Source organism: Afifella aestuarii (genome assembly GCF_004023665.1).
GTDB classification, from domain to species: Bacteria; Pseudomonadota; Alphaproteobacteria; order Rhizobiales; family Afifellaceae; genus Afifella; species Afifella aestuarii.
This window is the reverse complement of the sequence record NZ_SAUF01000001.1, coordinates 1-23,766: the sequence shown is the minus strand read 5'-3', so window position 1 is coordinate 23,766 and position 23,766 is coordinate 1. Positions and strand designations below refer to the sequence as shown.

The window sequence follows — 23,766 nt, the reverse complement described above, 5'->3', positions numbered from 1 at the left end:
AGCGCGGCCTGAAGCCCTAATCCCAGGCCGCGCCTTCGAGCGTGTTGAGTGGAATTTTGAGATAGCGCCGACCGTTCGCCTCAGGCTCCGGCAGGCGCCCGCCGTTCATATTGATCTGCAGCGCGTGCAGGATGAGCTTCGGCATCGGCAGGCTTTTGTCGCGTTTGTTACGCAGTTCCACATAGGCAGCCTGCGTCTGCGCCTGTTGCAGATGCTTGTTCTTCGCCTTCTGTTCGCCGACTGTCGATTCCCATTGCGGCTCGCGCCCGTCCGGCATGTAATCGTGGCCGGTGAAGAGGCGCGTCTCCTCGGGAAGCTTCAGAATCTCCTGGATCGAGGTCCAAAGCGTTGCGGCATCGGCGCCGGGAAAATCCGCCCGCGCCGTGCCGAAATCCGGCTGGAACAGCGTATCGTGGACAAAGGCCGCATCGCCGATCACGTAGGTGACAGAGGCAAGCGTGTGGCCCGGAGAGAACATGACGCGGCCTTCCAACTCGCCGATGCGGAAATCGTCGCCGTCGGCGAAGAGCCGATCCCACTGCCTCCCGTCAGCCGGAAAATCCGGCCAATTGTAGAGGTCCTTCCAGAGCTTCTGCACGTCGGTGACGTGCGCACCGATGGCGCGGGCAGCGCTGGTCTTTTCCTGCAGGTAATGGGCGGCCGACAGATGGTCGGCATGCGGATGCGTGTCGAGGATCCACTCCGCGACGAGCCCTTCGCGTTCGATAAAAGCGAGGATCTTGTCGGCGTTGAAGTTGGCGGTCGCCCCGGACTTCTCGTCGTAATCGAGCACCGGGTCGATGATCGCACAGCGCTTCGTTGCGGGATCTGCCACGACATACTGCACGGAAAACGTTCGCTTATCGAAAAAAGCGGTGACGGCGGGCTTTGCGGAATGGCGCATCGTATCCTCTCTTGTTTCTGACGCCCACCACATGGATCACATTCAGAAAATTGCAAATGTGATGTCCGGCGTCTGCTCCCTTGACCCGCGAGACCCTTCCTGCAACGCCGTGGCGATCGGGATGGCCTGCGAAGAGCGCCTGCCGCCAGACGCGCCGGCGTCCTGTCCGGCCTTGATGAGCCATGTCCGGCTGTGATGAGGAAGAATGCTGATGAGCGTCGATGCGTCGCCCCGCGTTGAAATCAAGATCCTGGATGAACGTCTCCGGGATTGGGGCCTGCCGCTCGCGCATTCCGCAATGGCGGCCGGCGTCGATCTCAGGGCGTGTCTCGAAGCGCCTCTTACGCTCGATGCCGGAGCGCCCGCGGTGCTCATTCCGGCGGGCTTCGCTCTTTCGATTGCCAACCCCCACATTGCAGCTCTGATCCTGCCGCGCTCCGGGGCCGGGCATAAACGGGGTCTTGTGCTCGGCAATGGTGTGGGGCTGATCGACGCGGACTATCACGGTCCGATCATGATCAGCGCCTGGAACCGCAACGCCTCGGGGGAGGCAATTCTGATCGAGCCCGGAGAGCGCATCGCGCAGATGCTTTTCGTGCCGGTCCTGACCCCGCGTTTGCAGGAAGTGGCAGAGTTTTCGGGCCTTAGCGAGCGGGGTGAGGGCGGTTTCGGCTCGACGGGCTGACCTCGCCGCATCGATTCACAAGACCGCGCGCACTCGTTTCACGAGATGAAAATTGTTCCGTGATGCGCAATTTGTGCGCCCCTCTTCGAGGCGGCGCGCAGCCCCGGGAAGCCGCCGATCTTGGCTCCATTGAGGCGGAAAGATGGCAGCTAACTGTTGACTCGCTAGCCCCTCGGCCATACCTGTCCTGCTACCCAATCCTCTTTTAGTTGAAATCGCAAAGGACCAAGCGACTTGAGCGAAAGCGAGACGCTTGTTGTCAAAAATCTTTTCAAGGTTTTCGGCGACGACCCCGCTAAGGCGATCTCCCTCCACCGCGAGGGACTCGATAAAGACGGGATTTACGAGAAGACGGGGATGACGGTCGGCGTCTGCGACGCCAGTTTTACGGTTCACGAGGGCGAAATCTTTGTTGTGATGGGGCTTTCCGGCTCCGGCAAATCGACGCTCGTGCGCATGTTGAACCGGCTGATCGATCCATCCGCTGGCGAGATCATCGTCAAGGGCTCCGACATTGCGGCTATGTCCGACAAGGAGCTCATGCATTTCCGTCGCAAGCACATCAGCATGGTGTTCCAATCCTTCGCACTGCTGCCACATCTCACTGTGGTGCAGAACGCGGCTTTCGGGCTGGAACTGGCCGGCGTACCGGCAGCGCAGCGCGAGGAGCGGGCACGTACTGCGCTCGCCCAGGTCGGGCTTGAGGCCCGCGGCGACAGTTACCCCAACGAACTCTCTGGCGGCATGCAGCAGCGCGTCGGTCTGGCGCGCGCGCTTGCTGTCGATCCGTCCATCCTTCTGATGGATGAGGCGTTCTCTGCCCTTGATCCATTGATCCGCACGGAGATGCAGGATGAGCTGGTGACGTTGCAGGAAGAGCAGAAGCGCACCGTCATCTTCATCTCTCACGATCTCGACGAGGCCATGCGCATCGGTGATCGCATCGCCATCATGGAAGGCGGCCGCGTCGTGCAGGTTGGTACACCTGATGAGATCTTGAACAATCCGGCCGATGATTACGTCGCCTCCTTCTTCCGCGGCGTGAACGTGTCGAACGTCCTCACCGCCGGTGACGTGGCCGTGAGGGAACAGGTGACGACGGTGGAGCGTGACGGCCAGATCCGCAGCATTCTGCAGCGTATCGGCAAGGCCGACCGCGACTACGCCTATGTCCTCGATCGCCGCAAGCACTTCCACGGCGTGGTTTCCGCGGCCTCGCTCGAAGAGCAGGTGAAATCGGGAAAGCCCGAACTGCGGAATGCCTTCCTCCCCGATATCGAGCCTTTGAAGGCGGATACGCGGATCGGAGAGATCATCGGCGCCGTTGCGGCCGCGCCCTGCGGCCTGCCGGTGGTCGACGACAATGGGCGCTATCTCGGCGTCGTCTCAAGGGCGCTGCTTCTGCAAGCCTTGGACAGGGAGACCGCGCAAGATGCCTGAGACCAGCAATCCATGGGCCTCGTCGGCCCAAAGCGGTGCTGACAGCGCGGCCTCTTCCGGCGCCGACGCTGTTGCACAGACACCAGACGGAGCCGCCTCCGGGGGCGCTGATGCGGCTGCCGGAGCGGCCAATCCCTGGGGCGCGAGCGGCGGCACCGATGCCGGCGTTCCAGCCGGGGCGGGCTCTTCGACCCCGGATTGGTTGAGCCAGGCGGCCCCCCCGCCGCAGCACCATTTCGATATCATGCATCCGTTCGATCGGGCGATCATTCCGATCGAAGACTGGGTTGAGCACCTCCTCGACTGGGTGGTCGCCAATTTCCGCCCGATCTTCCAGGCCGTTCGCCTGCCGATCGACTGGGTGCTGTCGGCCATTCAAAGCGCGCTTCTCGGCGTGCCGGCGGTCATCATGATCGTCCTCCTTGGTCTGCTCGCCTGGCAGGCGGCAGGACCACGGCTTGGTATCGGCGCGGTGATCGCTCTGACCTTCATTGGCGCGATCGGTGCCTGGGACCAGAGCATGGTGACACTGGCGCTGGTGTTCACATCCGTTTTCTTCTGCATTCTGATCGGGTTGCCGACTGGCATCTTCCTGGCGCGCAACGACCGAGCGGCGAAGATCATCCGCCCGATCCTTGATGCGATGCAGACGACGCCGGCCTTCGTGTATCTTGTGCCGATCGTAATGCTTTTCGGTATCGGCAACGTGCCGGGCGTCATCGTGACGATCATCTTCGCGCTGCCGCCTCTGATCCGCCTCACCAATCTCGGCATCCGCCAGGTTCCGGGCGATCTGATCGAGGCGGCGAAGAGCTTCGGCTCTTCGAAGCGGCAGCTCCTCTACAAGGTGCAGCTGCCGATCGCCATGCCGACGATCATGGCCGGCGTGAACCAGACGCTGATGCTGGCGCTGTCGATGGTGGTGATCGCCTCGATGATCGCGGTCGGCGGCCTCGGTCAGATGGTTCTGCGCGGCATCGGCCGGCTCGACATGGGCCTTGCCACCGTCGGCGGCATCGGCATCGTACTTTTGGCCATCATCATCGATCGGATGACACAGTCGCTCGGTATCACCAAGCGGGACCGCGGCAATGTCGCATGGTACGAAACCGGTCCTGTTGGATTGGTGCGCCGCCTCACCGGACGTGGCTCTGCCGCGTCGCAGGAGGCGAAAACCGACCCCAAAGAAGCGTAGGCCCGGCGGCACCCAGCCGGACCTGCAGAAACGGCCGCTCTGCGGCCACGATGAAAACCCCGAAGGGAGATCACATCATGAACTACCCGATGACACCGAAAGCCTTGCGCGGGCTTGCGGCTGCTGCCGGCCTCACGGCCGCACTCGCAGCGGGCTCTGCGCTTGCCCAGGACAAGCCGGGCGAAGGCGTGGAAGTGATTCCGCTCAAATCCTCCATCGCGGAGGAGACGTTCCAGACCGTTCTCGTCAACAAGGCGCTTGAAGAGCTGGGCTACGACGTCCAGCCGATCAAGGAGCTGGAATATGCGACGGCCTATGTGGCGCTCGCCAATGGCGACGGCACCTTCATGGCCGACAGCTGGGATCCGCTGCACAAGGATTTCTTCGAGGAAGCTGGCGGTACGGATAAGATCTACCGCGAAGGCGTCTACTCACCGGGTGCGCTGCAGGGCTATCTGATCGACAAGAAGACGGCCGAAGAGCACAACATCACCAATCTCGGCCAGCTCAAGGATCCGGAGATTGCCAAGCTCTTCGACCATGACGGCGACGGCAAGGCCGATCTGACCGGCTGCACCCCGGGCTGGGGCTGCGAGAAGGTGATCGAGCATCAGCTCGATGCGTTCGACCTGCGCGACACGGTCACCCACAAGCAGGGCTCCTATTCCGCGATCATCGCCGACACGATCACCCGCTACAAGCAGGGTGAGTCGGTCCTCTATTACACCTGGACGCCTTACTGGGTCTCAGGCGTGCTCGTTCCGGGCAAAGACGTTGTCTGGCTGAACGTGCCGTTCTCCTCGCTTCCGGGTGAGCGCAAGGACGTCGACACCTCGCTGCCGGATGGCTCCAACTACGGCTTCCAGGCCAACGAGCAGAAGATCGCTGCCAACCGCGAATTTGCGGAAGCCAATCCGGCGGCTGCGAAGCTCTTCTCCCTCATGAAGATTTCGGCCAATGACATCTCGGCTGAAAACCTTCTGATGCGTGATGGCGAGGATTCTGAGGAAGACATCGCTCGTCACGCTGATGCCTGGATCAAGGGCCACCAGGAAGAGTGGAACGATTGGCTGGACCAGGCTCGCGCCGCGGCCGAGTAAGCGACAGCCCACCAGGATGCGGCCGCGTTGCCGCATCCAAGAATTCCGGAAGGCCGGCTCACAGCGAGCCGGCCTTTTTCTTTGCCCGCTTCTTGGGCCGCGTGCGGGTTCTTTCGACCGCGTAGGGGTGGTCAAATCTCGGGACCGCGCTCTTTGCGGTGGCACGACGACAGGCTGACGCGAAAAGGGGCGAAGCATGGTCGATTGGGTGAGACACGCCATTGCATGGCATGTTTATCCGCTGGGTTTTGCGGGCTCTGAGGCGGAGAATGATCGCGCGGCGCCGGTGGCGCACCGCCTTCCGCGGCTCGAGACCTACCTCGACTATGCCGTGGAGCTCGGCGCGTCGGCACTTGCGCTGGGGCCGATTTTTCAGTCGGCCACGCACGGCTACGACACGCTCGATTATTTTGCCGTCGACCGCCGCCTCGGCGACGAGGACGACTTCGATCGCCTCGTCCACGAGGCTCATGCCCGCGGCCTCAAGATCATTCTCGACGGCGTGTTCAACCATGTCGGCCGTGACCACCCGTTCTTCCGCGATGTGATCGAGCACGGTCCGCAAAGCGACAAGGCAGCCTGGTTTCGCCTGACATGGCCGCAGGACTGGCAGCCTGGGCGCGAGCCGCAATACGAGAATTTCGAAGGCCACGATCAGCTCGTCTCACTCAATCACGACGAGCCGGTGGTGGCAGAATACGTCGCCTCGGTCATGGATCATTGGCTGGCGCGCGGCGCCGATGGCTGGCGCCTGGATGCGGCCTATGCGGTGCCGCCGGCGTTCTGGGCAAAGATCCTGCCCGAACTTCGTCAAAAGCACCCGAACGCCTTCATCTTCGGCGAGGTCATTCACGGCGACTACCCGGCCATCGTCCGGGAATCGGGCTTTGATTCGCTCACCCAGTACGAATTGTGGAAGGCCTTATGGAGCGCCCTCAACGACCGCAATTTCTTCGAGCTGGCCTGGGCCTTGGAGCGCAATGATGCGCTCTTGGACGATTTCGTGCCCGTCACCTTCCTCGGCAATCACGACGTGACACGCATCGCCTCCAAGCTGACCGACGAGCGTCATCTGACGCATGCCCTGGTGCTCCTCCTCACCCTGCCTGGCACGCCCTTCATCTATTATGGCGACGAACAGGCCTTCCGCGGCATCAAGGAAGATCGGATCGGCGGCGATGATGCGATCCGCCCGGCGTTTCCCGACAGCCCCGGTGAGCTTTCAGGCCTCGGAGCTCCGATCTTCCGCCTGCATCAGGAGCTGATCGGCCTTCGCCGGCGCCATGCCTGGCTGCACGGCGCGCGGGTCACGGTGCACCACCTCGAAAACGAGGCCCTCGTTTATGAGAGCGCCGCGGAGGGAGAGAAGATTCTCGTCGCCCTCAATCTGCAGGAGGCGCCCGCCCGCCTGCCAGTCCCGACCGCGCGTGAGCTGCTTGCGGGCGAGGCGATCCTCGAAGGTGACGGCACGGACCGTGTCGCCGTGGTGCCGGCGCATGGCTTTGCAGTGTTCGGCTGCTGACCCGCCCCGCACCACCCGGGAGGAAACACGACGCTGTGAGCGGGGCGTTTCTTGCCCGGAAGCTCCTCGTGCATCCTTTTGGGGAGCCCGGCAGTTGGTATCGACAACCATGAGGCGGAAGAAAAGGAGCAGCCCTTGACTAGCACCATCAATGCCATGTTGGGCGGCCTCATCGGCGGCGCGATCGTGACCGCCGTGATCGCGGCCGGCCGTCAAAGCGGATTGGCCGACATCGCGCTTCCTGAAGAGGAGGAGGCGCTTTTCGATCGGCCTTCGCAGGCCCTCTCGCGCCGGCACGATGCGCGTGTCTGGGCATCGGCCCAGGGCAACCATCTCCTCGCCGCCGCGGGCTTCGGTCAGGCCTATTCGGTTGTTCGCGAGCGCTTTCCGACGGTTTCGCCGGCGCTCCTCGGCGCGGGTTTCGGCGCGCTCCTGCATGTCGTGACCTCGGCGGGCCTCGGCCGTGCGGTCGGCATCGCCCATGGCCGCTTTCGCGCTCCCGAGGGTCAGGCCGGCAAGCGCTTCGGCATGCATATCATCTTCGGCGTGGCGACGGCGCTCGCCACCGACATGATCGAGCGCCGCCGCCGATAAGGCATCGTCGCGGGACGCCGGCGCCCTGAAACTTCAGTACGCATGTGTGCTTTGCCGAAATGGAATCTGGTGCTCCCCGCGGGTGTGTTTCTGAAATGGCGTTCTTTCGTGGCGGTCCGAATTGCGGAGCTGCACCTCGCCGGGAACAGCGGCGGGGCCTAGGTTGTTGGCCTAGAGATTTCCGAAATTTCCGACGGAGGACGCCATGAACGATCAGGCGCTTCAGCGCGACGTCACTGCCCGCAAGCCGGGTCGTGGCCGCATCTACAATTCGATTACCGAGACGATCGGCGACACGCCGATCGTACGCCTCGACAAGCTCGCCAAGGAGAAGGGCGTTAAAGCCAATCTTCTGGCGAAGCTCGAATTCTTCAACCCGATCGCCTCGGTCAAGGACCGCATCGGCGTTGCCATGCTGGAAGCGTTGGAGCGCGACGGCAAGGCAAAGCCCGGCGAGACCACGCTGATTGAGCCGACATCCGGCAACACCGGCATCGCGCTCGCCTTCGCAGCGGCCGCCAAGGGCTACAAGCTGATCCTCGTCATGCCCGAGACGATGTCGATCGAGCGGCGCAAGATGGTGGCGCTCTTGGGCGCCGAGCTCGTCCTCACCGAAGGGCCGAAGGGCATGAAGGGCGCCATCGCCAAGGCGGAGGAGCTTCTCGAGCAGACGCCGAATTCCGTCATGCCGCAGCAGTTCGACAATCCGGCCAATCCGGAGATCCACCGCAAGACGACGGCCGAGGAGATCTGGAACGATACCGGCGGCGCGATCGATGCTCTCGTGGCCGGCATTGGCACGGGTGGCACCATCACCGGCACCGGCCAGGTGCTGAAGGAGCGCAAGCCCGATATCCGCATTGTTGCGGTCGAGCCGGCCGACAGCCCGGTTCTGGCCGGCGGCAATCCCGGCCCGCACAAGATTCAGGGCATCGGCGCAGGCTTCGCCCCGAAGGTTCTCGACACGTCGGTCTATGACGAGATCATTCCGGCGACCAATGACGAGTCCTTCGAATATGCCCGCCTCGTGGCGCAGCTTGAAGGCGTGCCGGTCGGCATTTCCTCAGGCGCGGCCCTGTCGGCTGCCGTGAAGCTCGGTCAGCGGCCGGAATTTGCGGGCAAGAACATCGTCGTGATCATCCCCTCCTTCGCCGAGCGCTATCTGTCGACGCCGCTTTTCGAAGGTCTCGGCGAGTAAGAGACAGGATCGACGCCGACACGGGCTTCGGGAAAGGCGGCCTTCGGGCCGCCTTTTTCAGTGGCTGCTTTTTCGTCGGGGGGTGGGTGACAGGTGCCGGCCTTCCCCCTTTCAGAAACGAAGGAAAGAGCCGCGCGGTCACATCGGACCGCTTATCCCTTGTCCAGCACCAATCCGGCCGGCTCCGTCTTCGCCCCGTAACGGCAGAGATCGGCGATGACGCAATCGGGGCATTTCGGTTTGCGCGCCACGCAGACATAGCGCCCGTGCAGGATCAGCCAGTGATGGGCGTGGAGCTTGAAATCGTCGGGCACGACTTTTTCGAGCATCAGCTCCACGGCGAGCGGATCCTTGCCGGGCGCGAGCCCCGTCCGGTTGGACACCCGAAAAATATGCGTGTCGACGGCGATGGTCTTTTCGCCGAAGGCGACGTTCATGACGACATTGGCGGTCTTGCGCCCGACGCCCGGCAGCTTTTCCAGCGCTTCCCGGCTCGGCGGGACTTCGCCCTGATATTCGTCGATGAGCTGCTGCGACAGCGCCACGACGTTCTTCGCTTTGTTGCGGTAAAGCCCGATCGTTTTGATGTGCTCGCGCACGGCCTCCTCGCCGAGCGCCACCATCTTGTCCGGTGTCGGGGCGACGCGGAAGAGCTCTTTCGTCGCCTTGTTGACCCCGGCATCCGTCGCCTGCGCCGACAAAACCACGGCGACGAGCAGCGTGTAGGGGTCGGTGTGCAAGAGCTCGCTCGTCGGCTCCGGCCGCTCCGCCTTCAGCCGCGAGAACAAGGTGACGATCTCGTCTTTGGATAGGAGGGAGGCGGCGGGCGCCGCTTTCTTCCTTTTGACACTCGTGTTTTTGCCCATCTTCTCCCTATAATCATTCCAAATGAATGAGAGCAACGCGCCTGTCGCCACGTCCGGCGACGCGGAGATCTTTTCGGTCACGTTGACGCCGCACCGTTCGCTCGGCCCGCGGGGCTTCGTTGCGGTCATGGCGGTCTTCGGCGCGACCTGTTTTCTGTCCGGCCTGTTGTTCTGGCGTCTCGGAGCCTGGCCGATCGGCGCCTTTTTCGGCCTCGACTTCCTGATCTTGTGGGGCGCCTTCGCGCTCAGTTACCGCTCCGGCCGTGCCTTCGAGGACGTGACCGTGAGCCGCAGAGATCTCCTGATCCGCAAGGTCGCCCCGAACGGGCGGGCGCGGGAGCTGAGGCTCGATCCCTATTGGAGCCGGCTGGAGGTGCGCGAGCTCGAAGACGAAGGCGTGGTGCGCCTTCACCTCGTCAGCCGGGGCGAGAACGTGACAATCGGTGAATTCCTCAATCCCGACGACCGGGCGAGCCTTGCCGATGCGCTGCGCGACGCGCTCCATGCCGTCAGGCGTCCGCCTGCCTTTGCCGAAACCATGATGGAGGCGGGTTAGTCCACCGCCCGGTGCGCAAGAAACGGGTGGCAGCGGCGTCGAAGCGCGGTCATCGTACAGCCTGGAGGACCGCTATGACCATGCACAGCCCCCTTGCTTCTTCCATGACGCCCAGTGACCCGACGAACCGCGACCCGGCGAACCCCGAGACCGACTACGCAATCGTCTGCGCGGTGATCGCCTATCTCAGCCGGAATTACCGGGACCAGCCGGAACTTGAGGAGATCGCCGCCGAGGTCGGCATGAGCCCGACGCGCCTGCACAAGCTCTTCACGCGCTGGTGCGGCCTGTCGCCGAAGGGGTTTCTGCAGGCGGTCACCCTCGATCACGCCAAGCGGCTTCTCGATCAATCCGCCAATCTTCTCGACGCGAGCTACGAGCTCGGCCTTTCGGGTCCTGGGCGCCTGCACGATCTCTTCGTCACCCACCATGCCATGACGCCGGGTGCATATAAGAGCCGGGGCGAGGGGCTGGAGATCGCCTATGGGTTCCACGCCTCGCCCTTCGGCAAGGCTCTGCTTTTGGTGACGGATTACGGCCTCGCCGGCCTCGCATTCGCCGATCCGGGCGAGGAAGAGGCGACACTTGCCGAAATGACGGGGCGGTTTCCGCAGGCCCGCTATCGCCATGCCCCGGACGCGACGGCGCGCTATGCCGAGCGCGTCTTCGAACCCTCCGCCTGGCGAGCCGAGGAGCCTCTGCGCGTCGTCTTCATCGGCTCCGACTTCGAGGTGCGCGTCTGGGAGAGCCTCCTCAAAATTCCGGTGGGCGCGGCGACGAGCTACGGCGCTTTGGCGAAAAAGCTCGAACGGCCGAAGGCGGCCCGTGCCGTCGGTGCCGCCGTCGGCCGCAATCCGATTTCTTTCGTTGTGCCCTGTCATCGCGTCGTCGGGGCGAAGGGCGCGCTCACCGGCTATCATTGGGGCATCACCCGCAAGCGCGCCATGCTCGGCTGGGAATCGGGGCTCCTCACGAAGGGTTGAAGCCGCCCGCAGGTCTCGCTCAGGCTGGACCTCGGGACAGCCCATCCGCATAGTCTGACGGCCGAGCGGGAGACAACGATGACGACAAAGGAATGGCAGGCGGTCGACAGCTATCTCGAAGCGACCGTCGTGGGGTCGGATGACGCGCTTCGGGCGGCGCTCGCCGCCAACGAGGCGGCCGGCCTCCCGGCGATCGATGTCTCCCCGGCCCAGGGCAAACTCCTTCACCTTCTCGCCCGCATGGCGGGAGCGAAACGCATTCTCGAAATCGGCACGCTCGGCGGCTATTCGACGATCTGGCTTGCCCGTGCCCTTCCGGACGATGGCCGTCTCGTGAGCCTCGAAGCGGCGGAAGAGCATGCCGGGGTGGCGCGCGCCAACATCGCCAGCGCCGGGCTGGCGGAGAAGGTCGAGATCCGTGTCGCCCCGGCGCTCGAGACGCTGCCGCGCCTTGTCGAGGAGGGAGAAGGCCCCTTCGATTTCATCTTCATCGACGCGGATAAGCCGAACAACCCGGCCTATCTTAAATGGGCGCTGAAGCTTTCGCGGTCCGGCACCGTCATCCTCGGCGACAATGTCGTGCGCGACGGGAAGGTGAGAGACCCGCAATCCTCCGAGCCGGGTGTCGTCGGCACGCGCCGCTTCCTGGAGATGATCGGTGAAGAGCCGCGGCTCTCCGCGACGGCGATCCAGACCGTCGGCGCCAAGGGTTGGGACGGCTTCGTTCTCGCCCTCGTTGCCTGACGGGCTGCCGCTTCGGCAGGCGGATCAGGGGTTTGCCGCGAGATGCTGCTCGTTGCGCCGCCCTTGACGAAGAGGGGCGCCGGGTCCATTTCCGGTCCACGACGTGAAGGCGCGCATTTGTCGCGTGCGATGAGGTTTCGATGTTCATCCAGACCGAAGAAACGCCTAACCCAGCAACTCTGAAGTTCCTGCCCGGGCGGGACGTGCTGCCGGCCGATACGCGCGATTTCCGCACAGCGGAAGAAGCCGCCTCCTCGCCCTTGGCAGAACGGATCTTCGCCGTGGACGGCGTTGCCGGGGTCTTTCTCGGCCAGGATTTCATCACCGTCACCAAGGACGATGCGGAATGGCAGCACATGAAGCCGGCCGTCCTCGGCGCCATCATGGAGCATTACCTCTCCGGCGAGCCGGTGCTCGCCGACGCGCATGAGGAAGAGGACGGCGACGAGTTCTTCGACAATGCCGACAGTGAGACGGTCGGCATGATCAAGGAATTGATCGAGACGCGCGTGCGCCCGGCCGTGGCCAATGATGGTGGCGACATCACCTTCAAAGGCTTCAAGAACGGCGTCGTGTTTCTCAACATGCGGGGCGCCTGCGCCGGCTGCCCGTCGTCGACGGCGACGTTGAAGCACGGCATCGAGAACCTCTTGCGTCATTTCGTGCCGGACGTTCAGGAGGTGCGCCCGGTCTGATCGGGTCAGCCCTTCGCTTTCTTCATCTCGACAGCGATTGCCCCCGTGAGTAGAGCGGGGGTGATGCTTCTCGCCCTCGACACTGCCGGACCTTTTTGCGCCGTCGCGCTCGCAACCCTCCAAGACGGCAAGATCAATTGTCATGCCCGCCGCGAGGTGGAGATCGGCCGCGGTCATGCCGAGCGGCTTTTCCCCTTGATCGAGGAATGCCTGGCTGACGCTTCCGCCACCTATTCCGACCTGACGGCGGTTGCGACCACGCTCGGCCCGGGCTCCTTCACCGGCATCCGCATCGGCGTTGCGGCCGCCCGCGGGCTTGCGCTCGCACTCCAAATCCCTGCCCTCGGCGTCGATGTCCTCGAGGCGCTGTGCGAGGGCGTGCGCCACGGCGAGGCCGCGCATCGTGCGGCAGGTCTCGTCGCAGCGATCCTTGATGCCGGCCGTGGCAACGTCTTCCTGCGCATGGAAGAGATTTCCTCCCGAGAGGAGATCATCGCCTCGCAACGGGAGGTGCAGGACGAAGCGGCCGCCTTTCTTGCGCCCTATGCGTTCGAGGGGCTCGTGCTTTGTGGCGCGGGCGCCAATGGTGTTGCGGGGATGCTCGCAGCCGACGGTCTTCCCGCGATCGTCGCCGATGCGCGTCCCTCCGCCGACATCGCCATGGTCGCCCGTCTTGCCCTTTCAGGGCATGCGGTGAGCCCGCCAAGACCGCTTTACCTGCGTCCTCCCGACGCCAAACCGCAGACGGACAAATCCCTGAGACGGCGCCTTAAGACATCATGATACCCCGCACCGAGATTACCCTGCGCGAGGCGACCTCCGAGGACAGCCCGATTCTCGCCCGCATCCACGCCGACGCCTTCCGTCACGCCTGGACCGATGGCGATTTCGCGTCCTTCCTGTCTCAGAATGGCGTGAAGGCGCTGGTGGCGTTCCATACCGGCCGCGTGACGCGTCGGGCGCCGGCCGGCTTCATCCTTTATCGTCAGGCAGCGGACGATTCGGAGGTTCTGACGCTTGCCGTCTTGAACGCCTATCGGCGGCGCGGCATCGCCCAGAGGCTCGTCGAAGAGACGATGCGCCGGCTCTACCACGAGCGGGTGGCGACTCTGCATCTGGAGGTGGAGGCCGGCAACGCGGCGGCCGTCTCGCTCTACCGCAAGCTCGGCTTCGAGGAGGTCGGCAAAAGGCCGGCCTATTATGCCCGCGATGATCAGACCCGCCTGCCGGCGCTTGTCATGCGCCGGGATCTCCTCTAGCCGCAGCTCCGGAGGCAAGCCCATGCACGACACGCCGCGTTGTCCGCATCCTGCGAGTGCCTGCCGTTGCGGCGGTCTCTCGCTACGCTTGGTGCGCGCCGTGCCGGCGCCGATCGCAGGGTAGGGCTCGGATGTTTGCACATCTCCGGCTTGCCGCGGCGGCCTTTCTCTTCCTCCTGTCTCTGCCTTTTGCCATTCCGGCACAGGCGCTGGGCCTCTGGCTCGGTGGCCGTTGGGCGAAGATCGTGCCGCTTTACTGGCACCGCTTCGTTCTGCGCCTCTTCGATATCCACCTTTTCGTGCATGGGAAGATCGCCGGCGAACGCCCGCTGCTTCTCCTCGCCAATCACATCTCCTGGCTCGATATCCCGGTCTTGAGCGCGATCGCCCCGGTCTCCTTCATCGCCAAGAAGGAGGTGGCAGACTGGCCGCTTTTCGGTCTCTTCGCCAAATTGCAGCGTTCCGTCTTCATCGACCGGGAGAGGCGCCATCAGACCGGCAAGGCGGCCGATGAGATCGCAGGGCGTCTCGTCGCTGGCGATGTCATGGTGCTTTTCCCGGAAGGTACCTCGTCCGATGGCAACAAGGTGCTCGCCTTTCGCTCCGCCATCGTCGGTGCCGCCCAGCGCAGTTTTTCGGACGGCAGGCCCGTCACGCTGCAGCCGGTCGCGATCGCCTATACCCGTATGCTCGGCATGCCTTTCGGTCGCCAGCACCGGCCGTGGGTCGCCTGGTATGGCGATATGGATCTCCTGCCGCATTTGAGCCGTTTGATGTCACAGGGGGCCGTCGACGTGCATGTCGCCTTCCTGCCGCCCGTGACGATCACGCGCGACGGGGACCGCAAGCGTGTCACCCGCGCGGCGGGCGCGCTCGTCAAAGAGGTGGTGGCTGAGCTCAATGCCGGCCGCGATCCCCAAAAAGTGATGCGCATGGCCGAAGAAATATCGCTTGAACCTAAGCCTGAAAGGGCCTAGCGAGCGCGGCTCAATTCGGTTAAAGCTGGTATATGATGCGCTTGGCGAGGAGCACGCGCCGTTTTTCATGAACACGGCGAGACGCAAAGTTTTCATCAAGACGTACGGATGTCAGATGAACGTCTACGATTCCGATCGTATGACGGACGTGCTGGCACGTGACGGCTATGATGCTGTCGAGACGGCGGAAGACGCCGATCTTATTGTCCTGAACACCTGCCATATCCGCGAAAAGGCCGCCGAGAAGGTCTATTCCGAGGTCGGCCGCCTGCGCCCCTTGAAAGAGGCGGCGAAGGAGGAAGGCCGGCGCGTGGAGATCGCCATCGCCGGCTGTGTGGCGCAGGCCGAAGGCGAGGAGATCATCCGCCGCGCGCCGATCGTCGATGTCGTCGTCGGCCCGCAGAGCTATCATCGTCTCGGCGCCGCGCTTACGCGCGCCCGTGAAGGCGGCGCGGCGGTGGAAACCGAATTCCCGGCGGAAGACAAATTCGACCATATTCCCTCGCGCGCCCGCGCACGTCCCGGGCTCGCGCTCAATCCGACGGCGTTCCTCACGGTGCAGGAAGGCTGTGACAAGTTCTGCACCTTCTGCGTCGTGCCTTATACGCGCGGCGGCGAATTCTCCCGTCCGGTCGCCAAGATCCTCGCCGAAGCGCGGCGTCTCGTCGGCTCCGGCGTGCGCGAGATCATGCTTCTCGGCCAGAACGTCAACGCCTATCACGGCGAGGCCGAGGACGGGTCCGACTGGTCGCTTGCCCGTCTCGTGCTTGAGCTGGCGGAGATCGAGGGGCTGGAGCGCATCCGCTACACGACCTCGCATCCGCGCGACATGGCTGACGATCTGATCGCCGCCCATCGCGACTGCGACAAGCTGATGCCGTATCTGCATCTTCCCGTGCAGTCGGGCTCCGACAAGATCCTGGCAGCCATGAACCGCCGTCATGGGCGCGATGAGTATTTCCGTCTCGTCGACCGGCTGCGCGAGGCGCGCCCCGATCTTGCTCTGTCGGGCGATTTCATCGTCGGCTTTCCGGGCGAGAGCGAGGACGATTTCGCCGCCACGATGGATCTCGTCGCCCGCGTGGGTTATGCCTCGGCCTATTCCTTCAAATATTCGCCTCGTCCCGGCACGCCGGCGGCCGAGCGTGAGCAGCTGGACGAAGCCGTGAAGTCGGAACGTCTGCAGCGCCTTCAGGCGCTTTTGAGCGAACAGCAGACGCGCTTCAATGCGGCCATGCAGGGCAGGGTCATCGATGTGCTCCTGGAAAAGCCCGGCAGGCGTCCAGGCCAGCTCGTCGGCCGCTCGCCCTTCCTGCAGGCCGTGCATGTCGATGCGCCGGCGCATCTGATCGGCGAGATCGTCACCGTGAAGGTGGATGAGATCGGCGCCAACTCTCTTTTCGCCAGCCTGATGAGCCCCCCATTGGAAAGGCTTTCCGCCTGATGGCAGTGTCGCGTCCGCGGCCGAAGCGGGAAAGATCCGCGACTTCGGAAGAGATCGAACTCGTCTTCGACGACAACCGTCTGGCGAGCGCTCTTTTCGGCGAATACGACCAGAACCTTGCCCTGATCGAGCGGCGGATCGGCGTGGAAGCCGTCGCCCGCGGCAATGTCGTGCGCCTCATCGGCGAGCCGGACGAGCTGCGTCAGGCGCGCGCCATCCTCAACACGCTCTATCAGCGTCTCCTGGAAGGTCACGACGTGCTGCAGGGCGACGTGGAGGGTGCGATCCGCATGGCCGATACGCCGGGCGCACAATGGTCGCTGCCGAGCCTGGAGACGGGCTCGCGCGTGCAGCTTGCCCAGATCGGCACGCGCAAGCGCTCCGTCACCGCCCGCACGCCGCGCCAGGACACGTATATTCGGGCGATGGACCGTTGCGAGCTCATCTTCGGCATCGGTCCGGCCGGCACCGGCAAGACCTATCTCGCGGTCGCCTTCGCCGCCGCCCTTCTGGAGCGCGGCGACATCGAACGCATCATCTTATCGCGCCCCGCGGTCGAAGCCGGCGAGAGGCTCGGCTTTCTGCCGGGCGACATGCGCGAGAAGGTCGATCCCTATCTCAGGCCGCTTTACGACGCCCTCTATGACATGATGGCCGCCGACAAGGTGGAGCGGCTTCTCGCTTCCGGCACGATCGAGATCGCGCCGCTCGCCTTCATGCGCGGGCGCACGCTCTCCCATGCCGTCGTCATCCTCGATGAGGCGCAGAACACCACCGCGATGCAGATGAAGATGTTTTTGACCCGCCTCGGCGAAGGGTCGAAAATGGTGGTGACCGGCGATCCGACGCAGATTGATCTCAGGGAAGGCGACATTTCCGGCCTCATGGAAGCGACGCGCATCCTGAACGGCGTGGAAGGCATCGAGATCGTGCGCTTCGGCGCGGAGGACGTGGTGCGCCACGCTCTCGTGCAGCGCATCGTTGATGCCTATGACAAGCAAAGCCGTGCGGTCTCCAAGGGCGAGCTCTGAGGACACATGTCTCCCGTTGCGATCGACGTGATTCGCGAGACGGAGGCCTGGCCTTCGCAGAGCGAGCTCGACCCGTTGATGGACAAGGCCGTTGACGCGGCCCTTGCCGTGGCCGGCTGGACGCCTCCGCAAGGTGTCCTTGAGCCTGTGGAGCTCAGCATCGTCCTGACCGACGATGCGACGATCGCGCGCCTCAACCGCGATTGGCGCGGCAAGGACAAGCCGACGAACGTCTTGTCCTATCCGCAGCCGCCGGGACCGCTTTTGGGCGACATCGTCTTCGCTTTTGAGACGATCGAGCGTGAAGCCGAAGAGCAGAAGAAAGCTTTTCTCGACCATTTCGCCCATTTACTTGTGCATGGCTGCTTGCATCTGCTGGGCCATGATCACCAAATAGACAGTGAAGCAGAGGAGATGGAAACGCTGGAGAAGGACGCGCTGGCCCGGCTCGGCATTGCCGATCCCTATCGTCAGGCCGATGCTGCCTTTCCGGTCCCAGGATCATGAACGACGACCGATCTCGAAGTCCTGCGGGGCTTTCTTACGATGAATCTACGCCCGAAAGTGTGGGAGATCGCCTGCGCGCGAGCTTCAAGGTCCTGATCGGCGGCAAGTCGAACGGCTCCGCGCGCTCCGAAATCGAACATGTGCTCGCCGCCGACGAAGTCGACGGAGAAGCCTTCGCGCCGGAAGAGCGCGCCATGCTGCGCGCCGTCCTCAAGCTCGGGGATATGCGTGTCGACGATGTCATGGTGCCGCGCGCCGATATCGACGCGGTCGACCATGACGTGCCGCTCGCCACCGTCCTGATGGCCTTCAAGGAGGCCGGGCATTCGCGCCTGCCCGTCTACCGCGAAACGCTCGATGATCCGATGGGCATGGTCCATCTGAAGGACGTCATGGGCTGGATGCTTGAGCATGCGCGCAAGGATCTGGAGCAGCCTGAAAGCATGGCGGCGGCCGAGGAGGAGACGGAACGCCGCTTCCGTTTCTCAGCCTCGCTGGATTTCTCGCCCGTTGATCTCAGCCAGCCGCTGCGCTCGTCCGGCATTATCCGCCCCATTCTCTTCGTGCCGCCTTCCATGCCGGCGCGCATGCTCCTGGAGCGGATGCAGGCGGGGCGCACGCAGATGGCGCTCGTCATCGACGAATATGGCGGCACCGACGGTCTCGTTTCGCTCGAGGATCTCGTGGAAACCATTGTCGGCGAAATCGAAGACGAGCACGACGACGAGGAAGATGCCGATATCGCCAAAGTGGCGGAAGGCGTCTTCGTCGCCGATGCCCGTGCCGAACTCGACGAGCTGGCCGACGTGATCGGCCCCGCCTTCCAGATGGGCGAGCTCGGCGAGGAGGTCGAGACCGTGGGCGGGCTCATCTATACGCTGCTTGGTCGCATCCCGGTCCGGGGCGAGATCGTCAATGCGCTCGACGGTTTCGAGATCGAGATCCTGGAGGCCGATCCGCGCCGCATCAAGCGGGTCAGGATCCGCGAGCGGCGCAAGGGACGGCTGGTGCAAAGGGTGAAGAGCCGCCAGGCCGCAGACCCCGCTTTGCCGGCCCCATCCGGGTCCCCGCCGGCCCTTCAGATCGCCGATAAGCCGCGCGCGACGGAAAGTCCGTCATCGAGCGACACTTCCGATTGACTTCACCCCTCGCCAGGGCTTAAGGGGGTGCCCGCTCCCGAGCCCAGGTGGCGGAATTGGTAGACGCGCACGGTTCAGGTCCGTGTGCCGCAAGGCGTGGAGGTTCGAGTCCTCTCCTGGGCACCACTCTTCGGGAGGCGCGCCGAATACGGCGCGCCGGCACCCCGCCAAAGCGTTCATCCAACGACATTTTTGATGCTTTGCCGCCTGCGTAGGCGTGCGGTTTGGGGCTTGGCGGAGACGCTCGGCGCCCATCCTCGCGAACGGGCGCCGAAAGTTGTCGCCCCTACTTCTCGAAAAAATCTCTCAGCCGATAATAGTTGATCATCGCCGTGGCGTAGATCGGGTGCAGGCCGTGCGCCGGCAAAGGCGTGATGTCGGTGAGCTTCAGCGGCAGGGGTGCTGAGCGGTCGAGAAGATGCGCGCCGATCGCCTGGCCGAGCGAGGTCGCAAGCCCGACGCCGCGGCCGTTGTAGCCGAGTGCCATGGTGAGATTGGGCGCCGGCTGATGCACATGCGGAAGGTGATCGCGCGTCATCGCCACGCGTCCGGCCCAGAAATAGTCGATCGCGAGCTCCCGCGTCTGCGGGTAGAGCGTGTGCATGGCCGCAATCAGCCGGCGGTAATGGCCTGGCACTTCCGGGGCGCCGAAGGGGCCGCGCCCGCCGATCATGAAGCGGTTCTCCGGGCCGATGCGGAAATAATTGGCGATGCGCCGGCTGTCCGAGACGACGCTGCGCTCGGGCAAGATTTTGGCGAGAAGGTCCTCGGGAAGCGGTCTGGTGGCGATCTGGATGCTGGTGGCCGGCACCACCGTCGCCTTCAGCTTGGGCCACAAGCTGCCGGTATAGCCGTTGGTCGCCACCACCACCTCATTGGCGCGGAGCTTGCCCCTTGAGCCGACCGCGATCATCCAGCCGCTCTCTGTGCGTGTGAGCGAACGCGCCTCGCTGTCGCCGCAGACGCGGACGCCGGCCGCGATCGCGGCTTTGGCAAGCCCACGGGCGTAATTGAGCGGGTGCAGGCGCCCCGCACGGCGATCGATCCAGCCGCCGGCGAAACGCTCGCTGCCGGTCTTTTCCGCCATGCCCGCCGCGTCGAGCATGTCCACCGGTGCCCCGCGCCGCTGCCATTCTTCCATGCGGGTGCGCAGGAGCGGCAGGTGGCTCTCTTTGAGCGATGCCTGGATCCAGCCGTGCTGGGCGGCATCGCAGGCGATGCCATGTTTGGCGATGAGCGCGAACGTCGTATCTGCCGTGCGCCCGGCAAATTCTGTCGTGGCCTCGCCGTAGAGTTTGTCGAGCGTGTCGGGATCGTATTTGAGGCCGGGGATCACCTGGCCGCCATTGCGCCCGCTCGCGCCGAAGCCCGGCTCGTATGCGTCGATGACGACGACCTTGGCCCCGCCTTCGGCGAGCCTGAGCGCGGTGGAAAGACCCGTAAAGCCCGCGCCGATGACGGCGACATCCGCACTGACCTCGCCGATGAGCGGCGGTGTCTCCGGCGCCGGCGTGGCGGTGGCGGCCCAAAGAGAAGCAACATGTTCTGACATGGCAGTCTCCGAAGGTTCGATGATCAAACCGGATGGGTGACGCGGCGTAGAAAATCCTGGGTGCGTTCGTTCTTCGGCTGCCGCAGCACCTCGTCGGCCGCACCTTCCTCGACGATGCGGCCACCGTCCAGGAAAAGCACGCGGTCGGCGACTTCCCGCGCAAACAGGATCTCGTGCGTGACGACGAGCATGGTCATGTGCTCTTCCGCCAGCGCCCGCATGACCTGCAGGACTTCTCCGACCATTTCGGGATCGAGCGCCGAGGTCGGCTCGTCGAAGAGGATCGCCTCCGGCTCCATGGCGAGCGCCCGGGCAATCGCCACGCGCTGCTGCTGGCCGCCGGAAAGGGCCGCGGGATAGGCGTTGAGCTTGTCGGCGAGCCCGACCCGCGTCAACAGCCGCTCCGCCTTCTCCCGCACCGCAGCCTTGTCCTGCTTCAGGACGTAGCGCGGCCCTTCCATGACGTTCTCGATCGCCGTCCTGTGCGGGAAGAGATTGAAGCGCTGGAAGACCATGGAGACGCGCGTGCGCAGATCGTGGATCGAAGGGGCGGTGACGTCGACGGTCTCGTCGTCGATGCTGATCCGGCCGGCCTGGTAGGTTTCGAGCCCGTTGATGCAGCGCAGAAGCGTCGATTTGCCGGAACCCGACGGCCCGATCAGGCACACGACCTGCCCCTTGTCGATCTCCGCGTCGACGCCCTTCAGGACTTCATGGTCGCCGAAGCTCTTGTGGACGTTTTCGAGCTTGATCATCGCGCCGGCCCCATCTTCACCTCGACATAGCGCATGGCGAAATTGAGCGGGACCGTCAGGCACAGATAGAGAAGTGCGACGAGCGTGAAGACGGTCATGTTGTCGAAGGTGGAGGAGGCGAGCATCTTGCCCTGCATGGTGAGTTCGGCGACCGAAATCACCGACACCTGCGAGGAATCCTTCAGAAGCATCACCATGTTGTTGGCGTAGGGCGGCACCACGATCCTGAAAGCCTGCGGCAGCACCACCCGCCGCATCATCAAGGGCGTCTTCATGCCGATCGATTTGGCGGCCTCCACCTGGCCCCGGTCGACGGCTTCGATGCCCGCCCGGAAGGTTTCCCCAATATAGCAGGAATAGGTGAGTGCGAGGCCCGCCACGCCCGCCTGGAAGGCGGTGAGGTCGAGGCCGAATTCCGGCATCACGAAATAGATGTAGAAGAGAACGACCAGGATCGGGATGCCGCGCACGAATTCCACCACGATGCGTGTCGAGATGGAAAGCCAGCGGAGGCCCGAGGTGCGAAACAACGCCCAGACCAGCCCGAGCGCGGTGGCAAGCGCCAGCGACAGGAGCGTGACGGAAATCGTCAGCCACATGCCTTTGAGGAGGATGGGCAGGTAGGTTTGCGCACTGACGAAGAAGTCGCTCATGCGAGACCTCGCCGGTGAGGTGGCCCGAAGGCCGCCTCACGCATGAGAAGGATCATCATACCGCGACGTTCGAGAGCCCCTCTCACAGGCCGTATTTGGCGAAGATCTTGTCGAGCTCGCCGCTCTCTTTCAGCTTCGCGATCGCTCCATTGACCTTCTCCAGAAGGGCGGAATTTTCCTTGGAGACGGCCACAGCGACATCGCCCTTCTGCATGGGCTCGTAGCCTTCCACGAGGCGCACGCCGAGTTGCGGCTTTTCAGAGATCTGGTAGGCGACGATCGGCTTGTCACCGAAGCCCGCCTTGATGCGCCCGAGCTTCACGTCGCGCATGATGTCGGCGATGGAATCGTAGAGCTTCACCTCGCCGAACGTGCCGAGAGCCTGAAGCTTGTCGGCAAAGGTCGTGCCGATCTGCGCGCCGACCGTCTCCCCCTTCAGATCATCGAGGGTGTAGTCCGTCGTATCGTCTGCCGCGACGAACATGGCGTCGCCGTAGGAATAGACGGGGGTGGAGAAGTTGACCACCTTCTTGCGCTCGTCGGTGGCGAACATGCCGGCCGAGATGAGGTCGATCTTGCCGCTCGAAAGCGCCGGGATCAGCGCGGAAAACGCCACGACCTTGAACTCGGCCTCGTCGCCGATATCCGCCGTGATGGCCTTGGCGAGATCGACCATCGCGCCCGTCGGCTCTTGGCTTGCCGTGTCGACGAAGGTGAAGGGAACGCCTGTCGTGGTGACGCCGACATTGACGGATTCGGCATAGGCAGGGGCTGCAAACGCCATCGCGAGACCGAAGGCGAGCGAGGCGACGTGTTTCATATTCATGAAATTCCCCATTTATTTCTTCCGCTGTGATCGATAAAAGCGCCGCAACTGAAGCGAGGCCTAACGATCGGACGCGTCAAGAAAACGCGCATACGTTCATTATCATGAAATCCGATAAACGCGCAAACCCGCGAATTGAATGATTTTGTGGCAGGGTCGGCGTGTTCATTGGCTTCGAGGAGCCAGGGGGAGTTAGAATGCGAACCCCGCTGCCGAACGGTTTCCCAGAAAGCAGAAATCCCATATTGTGTTCATGGTGATGAAAAAGAGAGCGCACGGATGATGGGTTCGAACCCGCGCGAAGCCCTGGCCGTTCAGGAACTCGACAACGAGCCGGGGGAAGAGGACCGTTCGCTCGGCTCGGCGGTCCGCGAAGCCCGCCGCGGCCGCGGTCTTTCGCTGAAGCAGGTCGCCGACGGCGCCGGAATCTCGGTCGGTCTCTTGAGCCAGATCGAGCGGGGCATTTCTTCGCCTTCCGTGCGGGCGCTGAGGGCGATCTGCAATGTGCTCGACATGCCGGTCTTCACGCTCTTCGGCGACATGGAGGCGAAGTCCGAACTCGAAGCCCGGCGCATCGTTCGTGCGGCTGAGCGCCGGCAGGTGGATTTCGGCGCCAAAGGCATGGTCAAATCCTTCCTCACGACGAACGAGGAAGGCACGCTACAAATGATGGAGATCGTCCTGGAGCCTGGCGGCGGCTCGGGCGAGGAAGCCTACAGCCACGATGGCGAAGAGACGGGCGTCGTGCTGGAAGGCCGCCTGGAGCTCTTCGTCGACGGCAGTGTCTACCGTTTGAAGGAGGGCGATGCCTTCGCCTTCGAAAGCCGACTGCCGCACCGCTTCCGCAACCTCGCAGAGGCGAGGACGCGCATCCTTTGGGTCACCACGCCGCCGGTCTGGTGAGGGGACGAAGCTCGGCCACCAACCTGCTCTCCGCGCGGAGGCCGCGCCCTCTCGGCCAAATCTTTCTCGAACTTAATTGTGTCTCCACAAGATCGCCTTTTCTAAGGCGTTGGTGACGCTGCGGCAGCATAAGCCGCACCGCCGGCGATCGCCGAACTCACCTTCGGCGGGGTCGGTGCAGTGAGACGTTAAGGAGGATCCTTCATCACAGGAGATGACCCGGATACGGGGGGGGGGG

25 protein-coding genes and 1 tRNA gene are annotated in these 23,766 nt (G+C 63.9%); 20 read left to right on the top strand and 6 right to left on the bottom strand.

Annotated elements, in window-relative coordinates:
• Positions 1 to 16: 16 nt before the first annotated feature.
• Positions 17 to 904 (bottom strand): MBL fold metallo-hydrolase, encoded by an 888-nt coding sequence (locus EO094_RS00130; RefSeq protein ID WP_246008318.1) that lies wholly within the window; start codon positions 902 to 904, stop codon positions 17 to 19.
• 211 nt (positions 905 to 1,115) lie between these two features.
• On the opposite strand from EO094_RS00130, the gene dut reads away from it, so the two are divergent.
• The 7 genes from dut (at position 1,116) to cysK (ending at position 8,638) form a co-directional block, all read left to right on the top strand.
• Positions 1,116 to 1,589, top strand: coding sequence for a dUTP diphosphatase (gene dut, locus EO094_RS00125; protein ID WP_128290343.1), 474 nt, complete (start codon positions 1,116 to 1,118; stop codon positions 1,587 to 1,589).
• Between the two features lie 234 nt (positions 1,590 to 1,823).
• Positions 1,824 to 3,029 carry a glycine betaine/L-proline ABC transporter ATP-binding protein ProV gene (gene proV / locus EO094_RS00120; RefSeq protein ID WP_128290342.1) on the top strand — a complete coding sequence of 402 codons (1,206 nt, stop codon included), beginning with the start codon at positions 1,824 to 1,826 and terminating at the stop codon, positions 3,027 to 3,029.
• A complete protein-coding gene (gene proW / locus EO094_RS00115) occupies positions 3,022 to 4,224 on the top strand; it encodes a glycine betaine/L-proline ABC transporter permease ProW (protein WP_128290341.1) in 1,203 nt (400 codons plus the stop codon). Before proV ends, proW begins: the two co-directional genes overlap by 8 nt.
• 77 nt (positions 4,225 to 4,301) lie before the next feature.
• Positions 4,302 to 5,324, top strand: coding sequence for a glycine betaine/L-proline ABC transporter substrate-binding protein ProX (gene proX, locus EO094_RS00110; RefSeq protein ID WP_128290340.1), 1,023 nt, complete (start codon positions 4,302 to 4,304; stop codon positions 5,322 to 5,324).
• Positions 5,325 to 5,520: 196 nt separating this feature from the next.
• Positions 5,521 to 6,846: an alpha-amylase family glycosyl hydrolase gene (locus EO094_RS00105; RefSeq protein WP_128290339.1), complete on the top strand. Its 1,326-nt coding sequence runs from the start codon at positions 5,521 to 5,523 to the stop codon at positions 6,844 to 6,846.
• Between the two features lie 135 nt (positions 6,847 to 6,981).
• Positions 6,982 to 7,440 (top strand): hypothetical protein, encoded by a 459-nt coding sequence (locus EO094_RS00100; protein WP_128290338.1) that lies wholly within the window; start codon positions 6,982 to 6,984, stop codon positions 7,438 to 7,440.
• Between the two features lie 205 nt (positions 7,441 to 7,645).
• Entirely contained in the window at positions 7,646 to 8,638 is a 993-nt protein-coding gene (gene cysK / locus EO094_RS00095; protein WP_128290337.1) for a cysteine synthase A, read from the top strand.
• A gap of 152 nt (positions 8,639 to 8,790) precedes the next feature.
• On the opposite strand, the gene nth is transcribed toward cysK, so the two are convergent.
• Complete coding sequence (nth, locus tag EO094_RS00090; RefSeq protein ID WP_246008317.1) at positions 8,791 to 9,504, bottom strand: endonuclease III; 714 nt, start codon at positions 9,502 to 9,504, stop codon at positions 8,791 to 8,793.
• Positions 9,505 to 9,526: 22 nt separating this feature from the next.
• Between nth and EO094_RS00085 the strand changes: the two genes are divergently transcribed.
• The 12 genes from EO094_RS00085 (at position 9,527) to EO094_RS00030 (ending at position 18,965) form a co-directional block, all read left to right on the top strand.
• Complete coding sequence (locus tag EO094_RS00085) at positions 9,527 to 10,060, top strand: DUF2244 domain-containing protein (RefSeq protein WP_128290335.1); 534 nt, start codon at positions 9,527 to 9,529, stop codon at positions 10,058 to 10,060.
• A gap of 104 nt (positions 10,061 to 10,164) precedes the next feature.
• Entirely contained in the window at positions 10,165 to 11,043 is an 879-nt protein-coding gene (locus tag EO094_RS00080; protein ID WP_246008402.1) for a bifunctional helix-turn-helix domain-containing protein/methylated-DNA--[protein]-cysteine S-methyltransferase, read from the top strand.
• Between the two features lie 78 nt (positions 11,044 to 11,121).
• A complete protein-coding gene (locus EO094_RS00075) occupies positions 11,122 to 11,787 on the top strand; it encodes an O-methyltransferase (RefSeq protein WP_128290333.1) in 666 nt (221 codons plus the stop codon).
• 140 nt (positions 11,788 to 11,927) lie between these two features.
• Entirely contained in the window at positions 11,928 to 12,482 is a 555-nt protein-coding gene (locus EO094_RS00070) for a NifU family protein (protein WP_128290332.1), read from the top strand.
• Between the two features lie 45 nt (positions 12,483 to 12,527).
• Positions 12,528 to 13,265, top strand: a complete 738-nt coding sequence (gene tsaB / locus EO094_RS00065) for a tRNA (adenosine(37)-N6)-threonylcarbamoyltransferase complex dimerization subunit type 1 TsaB (RefSeq protein WP_164879494.1) — start codon at positions 12,528 to 12,530, stop codon at positions 13,263 to 13,265.
• A complete protein-coding gene (locus tag EO094_RS00060) occupies positions 13,262 to 13,741 on the top strand; it encodes a GNAT family N-acetyltransferase (RefSeq protein WP_128290330.1) in 480 nt (159 codons plus the stop codon). Before tsaB ends, EO094_RS00060 begins: the two co-directional genes overlap by 4 nt.
• A gap of 131 nt (positions 13,742 to 13,872) precedes the next feature.
• Entirely contained in the window at positions 13,873 to 14,718 is an 846-nt protein-coding gene (olsA, locus tag EO094_RS00055) for a lyso-ornithine lipid O-acyltransferase (protein ID WP_128290329.1), read from the top strand.
• A 67-nt stretch (positions 14,719 to 14,785) separates the two neighbouring features.
• Positions 14,786 to 16,162 carry a tRNA (N6-isopentenyl adenosine(37)-C2)-methylthiotransferase MiaB gene (gene miaB, locus EO094_RS00050; RefSeq protein ID WP_128290328.1) on the top strand — a complete coding sequence of 459 codons (1,377 nt, stop codon included), beginning with the start codon at positions 14,786 to 14,788 and terminating at the stop codon, positions 16,160 to 16,162.
• Positions 16,162 to 17,193, top strand: coding sequence for a PhoH family protein (locus EO094_RS00045; protein WP_128290327.1), 1,032 nt, complete (start codon positions 16,162 to 16,164; stop codon positions 17,191 to 17,193). Before miaB ends, EO094_RS00045 begins: the two co-directional genes overlap by 1 nt.
• Positions 17,194 to 17,199: 6 nt before the next feature.
• Positions 17,200 to 17,700, top strand: a complete 501-nt coding sequence (gene ybeY, locus EO094_RS00040) for an rRNA maturation RNase YbeY (protein ID WP_128290326.1) — start codon at positions 17,200 to 17,202, stop codon at positions 17,698 to 17,700.
• A gap of 59 nt (positions 17,701 to 17,759) precedes the next feature.
• Complete coding sequence (locus EO094_RS00035; RefSeq protein WP_164879493.1) at positions 17,760 to 18,839, top strand: hemolysin family protein; 1,080 nt, start codon at positions 17,760 to 17,762, stop codon at positions 18,837 to 18,839.
• A 41-nt stretch (positions 18,840 to 18,880) separates the two neighbouring features.
• Positions 18,881 to 18,965, top strand: a tRNA-Leu gene (locus EO094_RS00030).
• Positions 18,966 to 19,125: 160 nt separating this feature from the next.
• On the opposite strand, the gene EO094_RS00025 is transcribed toward EO094_RS00030, so the two are convergent.
• The 4 genes from EO094_RS00025 to EO094_RS00010 all read right to left on the bottom strand — a co-directional run bounded on the left by EO094_RS00025 (position 19,126) and on the right by EO094_RS00010 (position 22,625).
• Positions 19,126 to 20,391, bottom strand: coding sequence for an NAD(P)/FAD-dependent oxidoreductase (locus EO094_RS00025; protein ID WP_128290324.1), 1,266 nt, complete (start codon positions 20,389 to 20,391; stop codon positions 19,126 to 19,128).
• 23 nt (positions 20,392 to 20,414) lie between these two features.
• Positions 20,415 to 21,146 (bottom strand): amino acid ABC transporter ATP-binding protein, encoded by a 732-nt coding sequence (locus EO094_RS00020; protein ID WP_128290323.1) that lies wholly within the window; start codon positions 21,144 to 21,146, stop codon positions 20,415 to 20,417.
• On the bottom strand, positions 21,143 to 21,799 hold the full coding sequence (locus tag EO094_RS00015; protein WP_128290322.1) for an amino acid ABC transporter permease: 657 nt from the start codon (positions 21,797 to 21,799) through the stop codon (positions 21,143 to 21,145). Before EO094_RS00015 ends, EO094_RS00020 begins: the two co-directional genes overlap by 4 nt.
• Positions 21,800 to 21,881: 82 nt before the next feature.
• Positions 21,882 to 22,625 carry a substrate-binding periplasmic protein gene (locus EO094_RS00010; RefSeq protein WP_128290321.1) on the bottom strand — a complete coding sequence of 248 codons (744 nt, stop codon included), beginning with the start codon at positions 22,623 to 22,625 and terminating at the stop codon, positions 21,882 to 21,884.
• 279 nt (positions 22,626 to 22,904) lie between these two features.
• On the opposite strand from EO094_RS00010, the gene EO094_RS00005 reads away from it, so the two are divergent.
• Positions 22,905 to 23,528 (top strand): cupin domain-containing protein, encoded by a 624-nt coding sequence (locus EO094_RS00005; protein WP_205649791.1) that lies wholly within the window; start codon positions 22,905 to 22,907, stop codon positions 23,526 to 23,528.
• Positions 23,529 to 23,766: the final 238 nt, after the last annotated feature.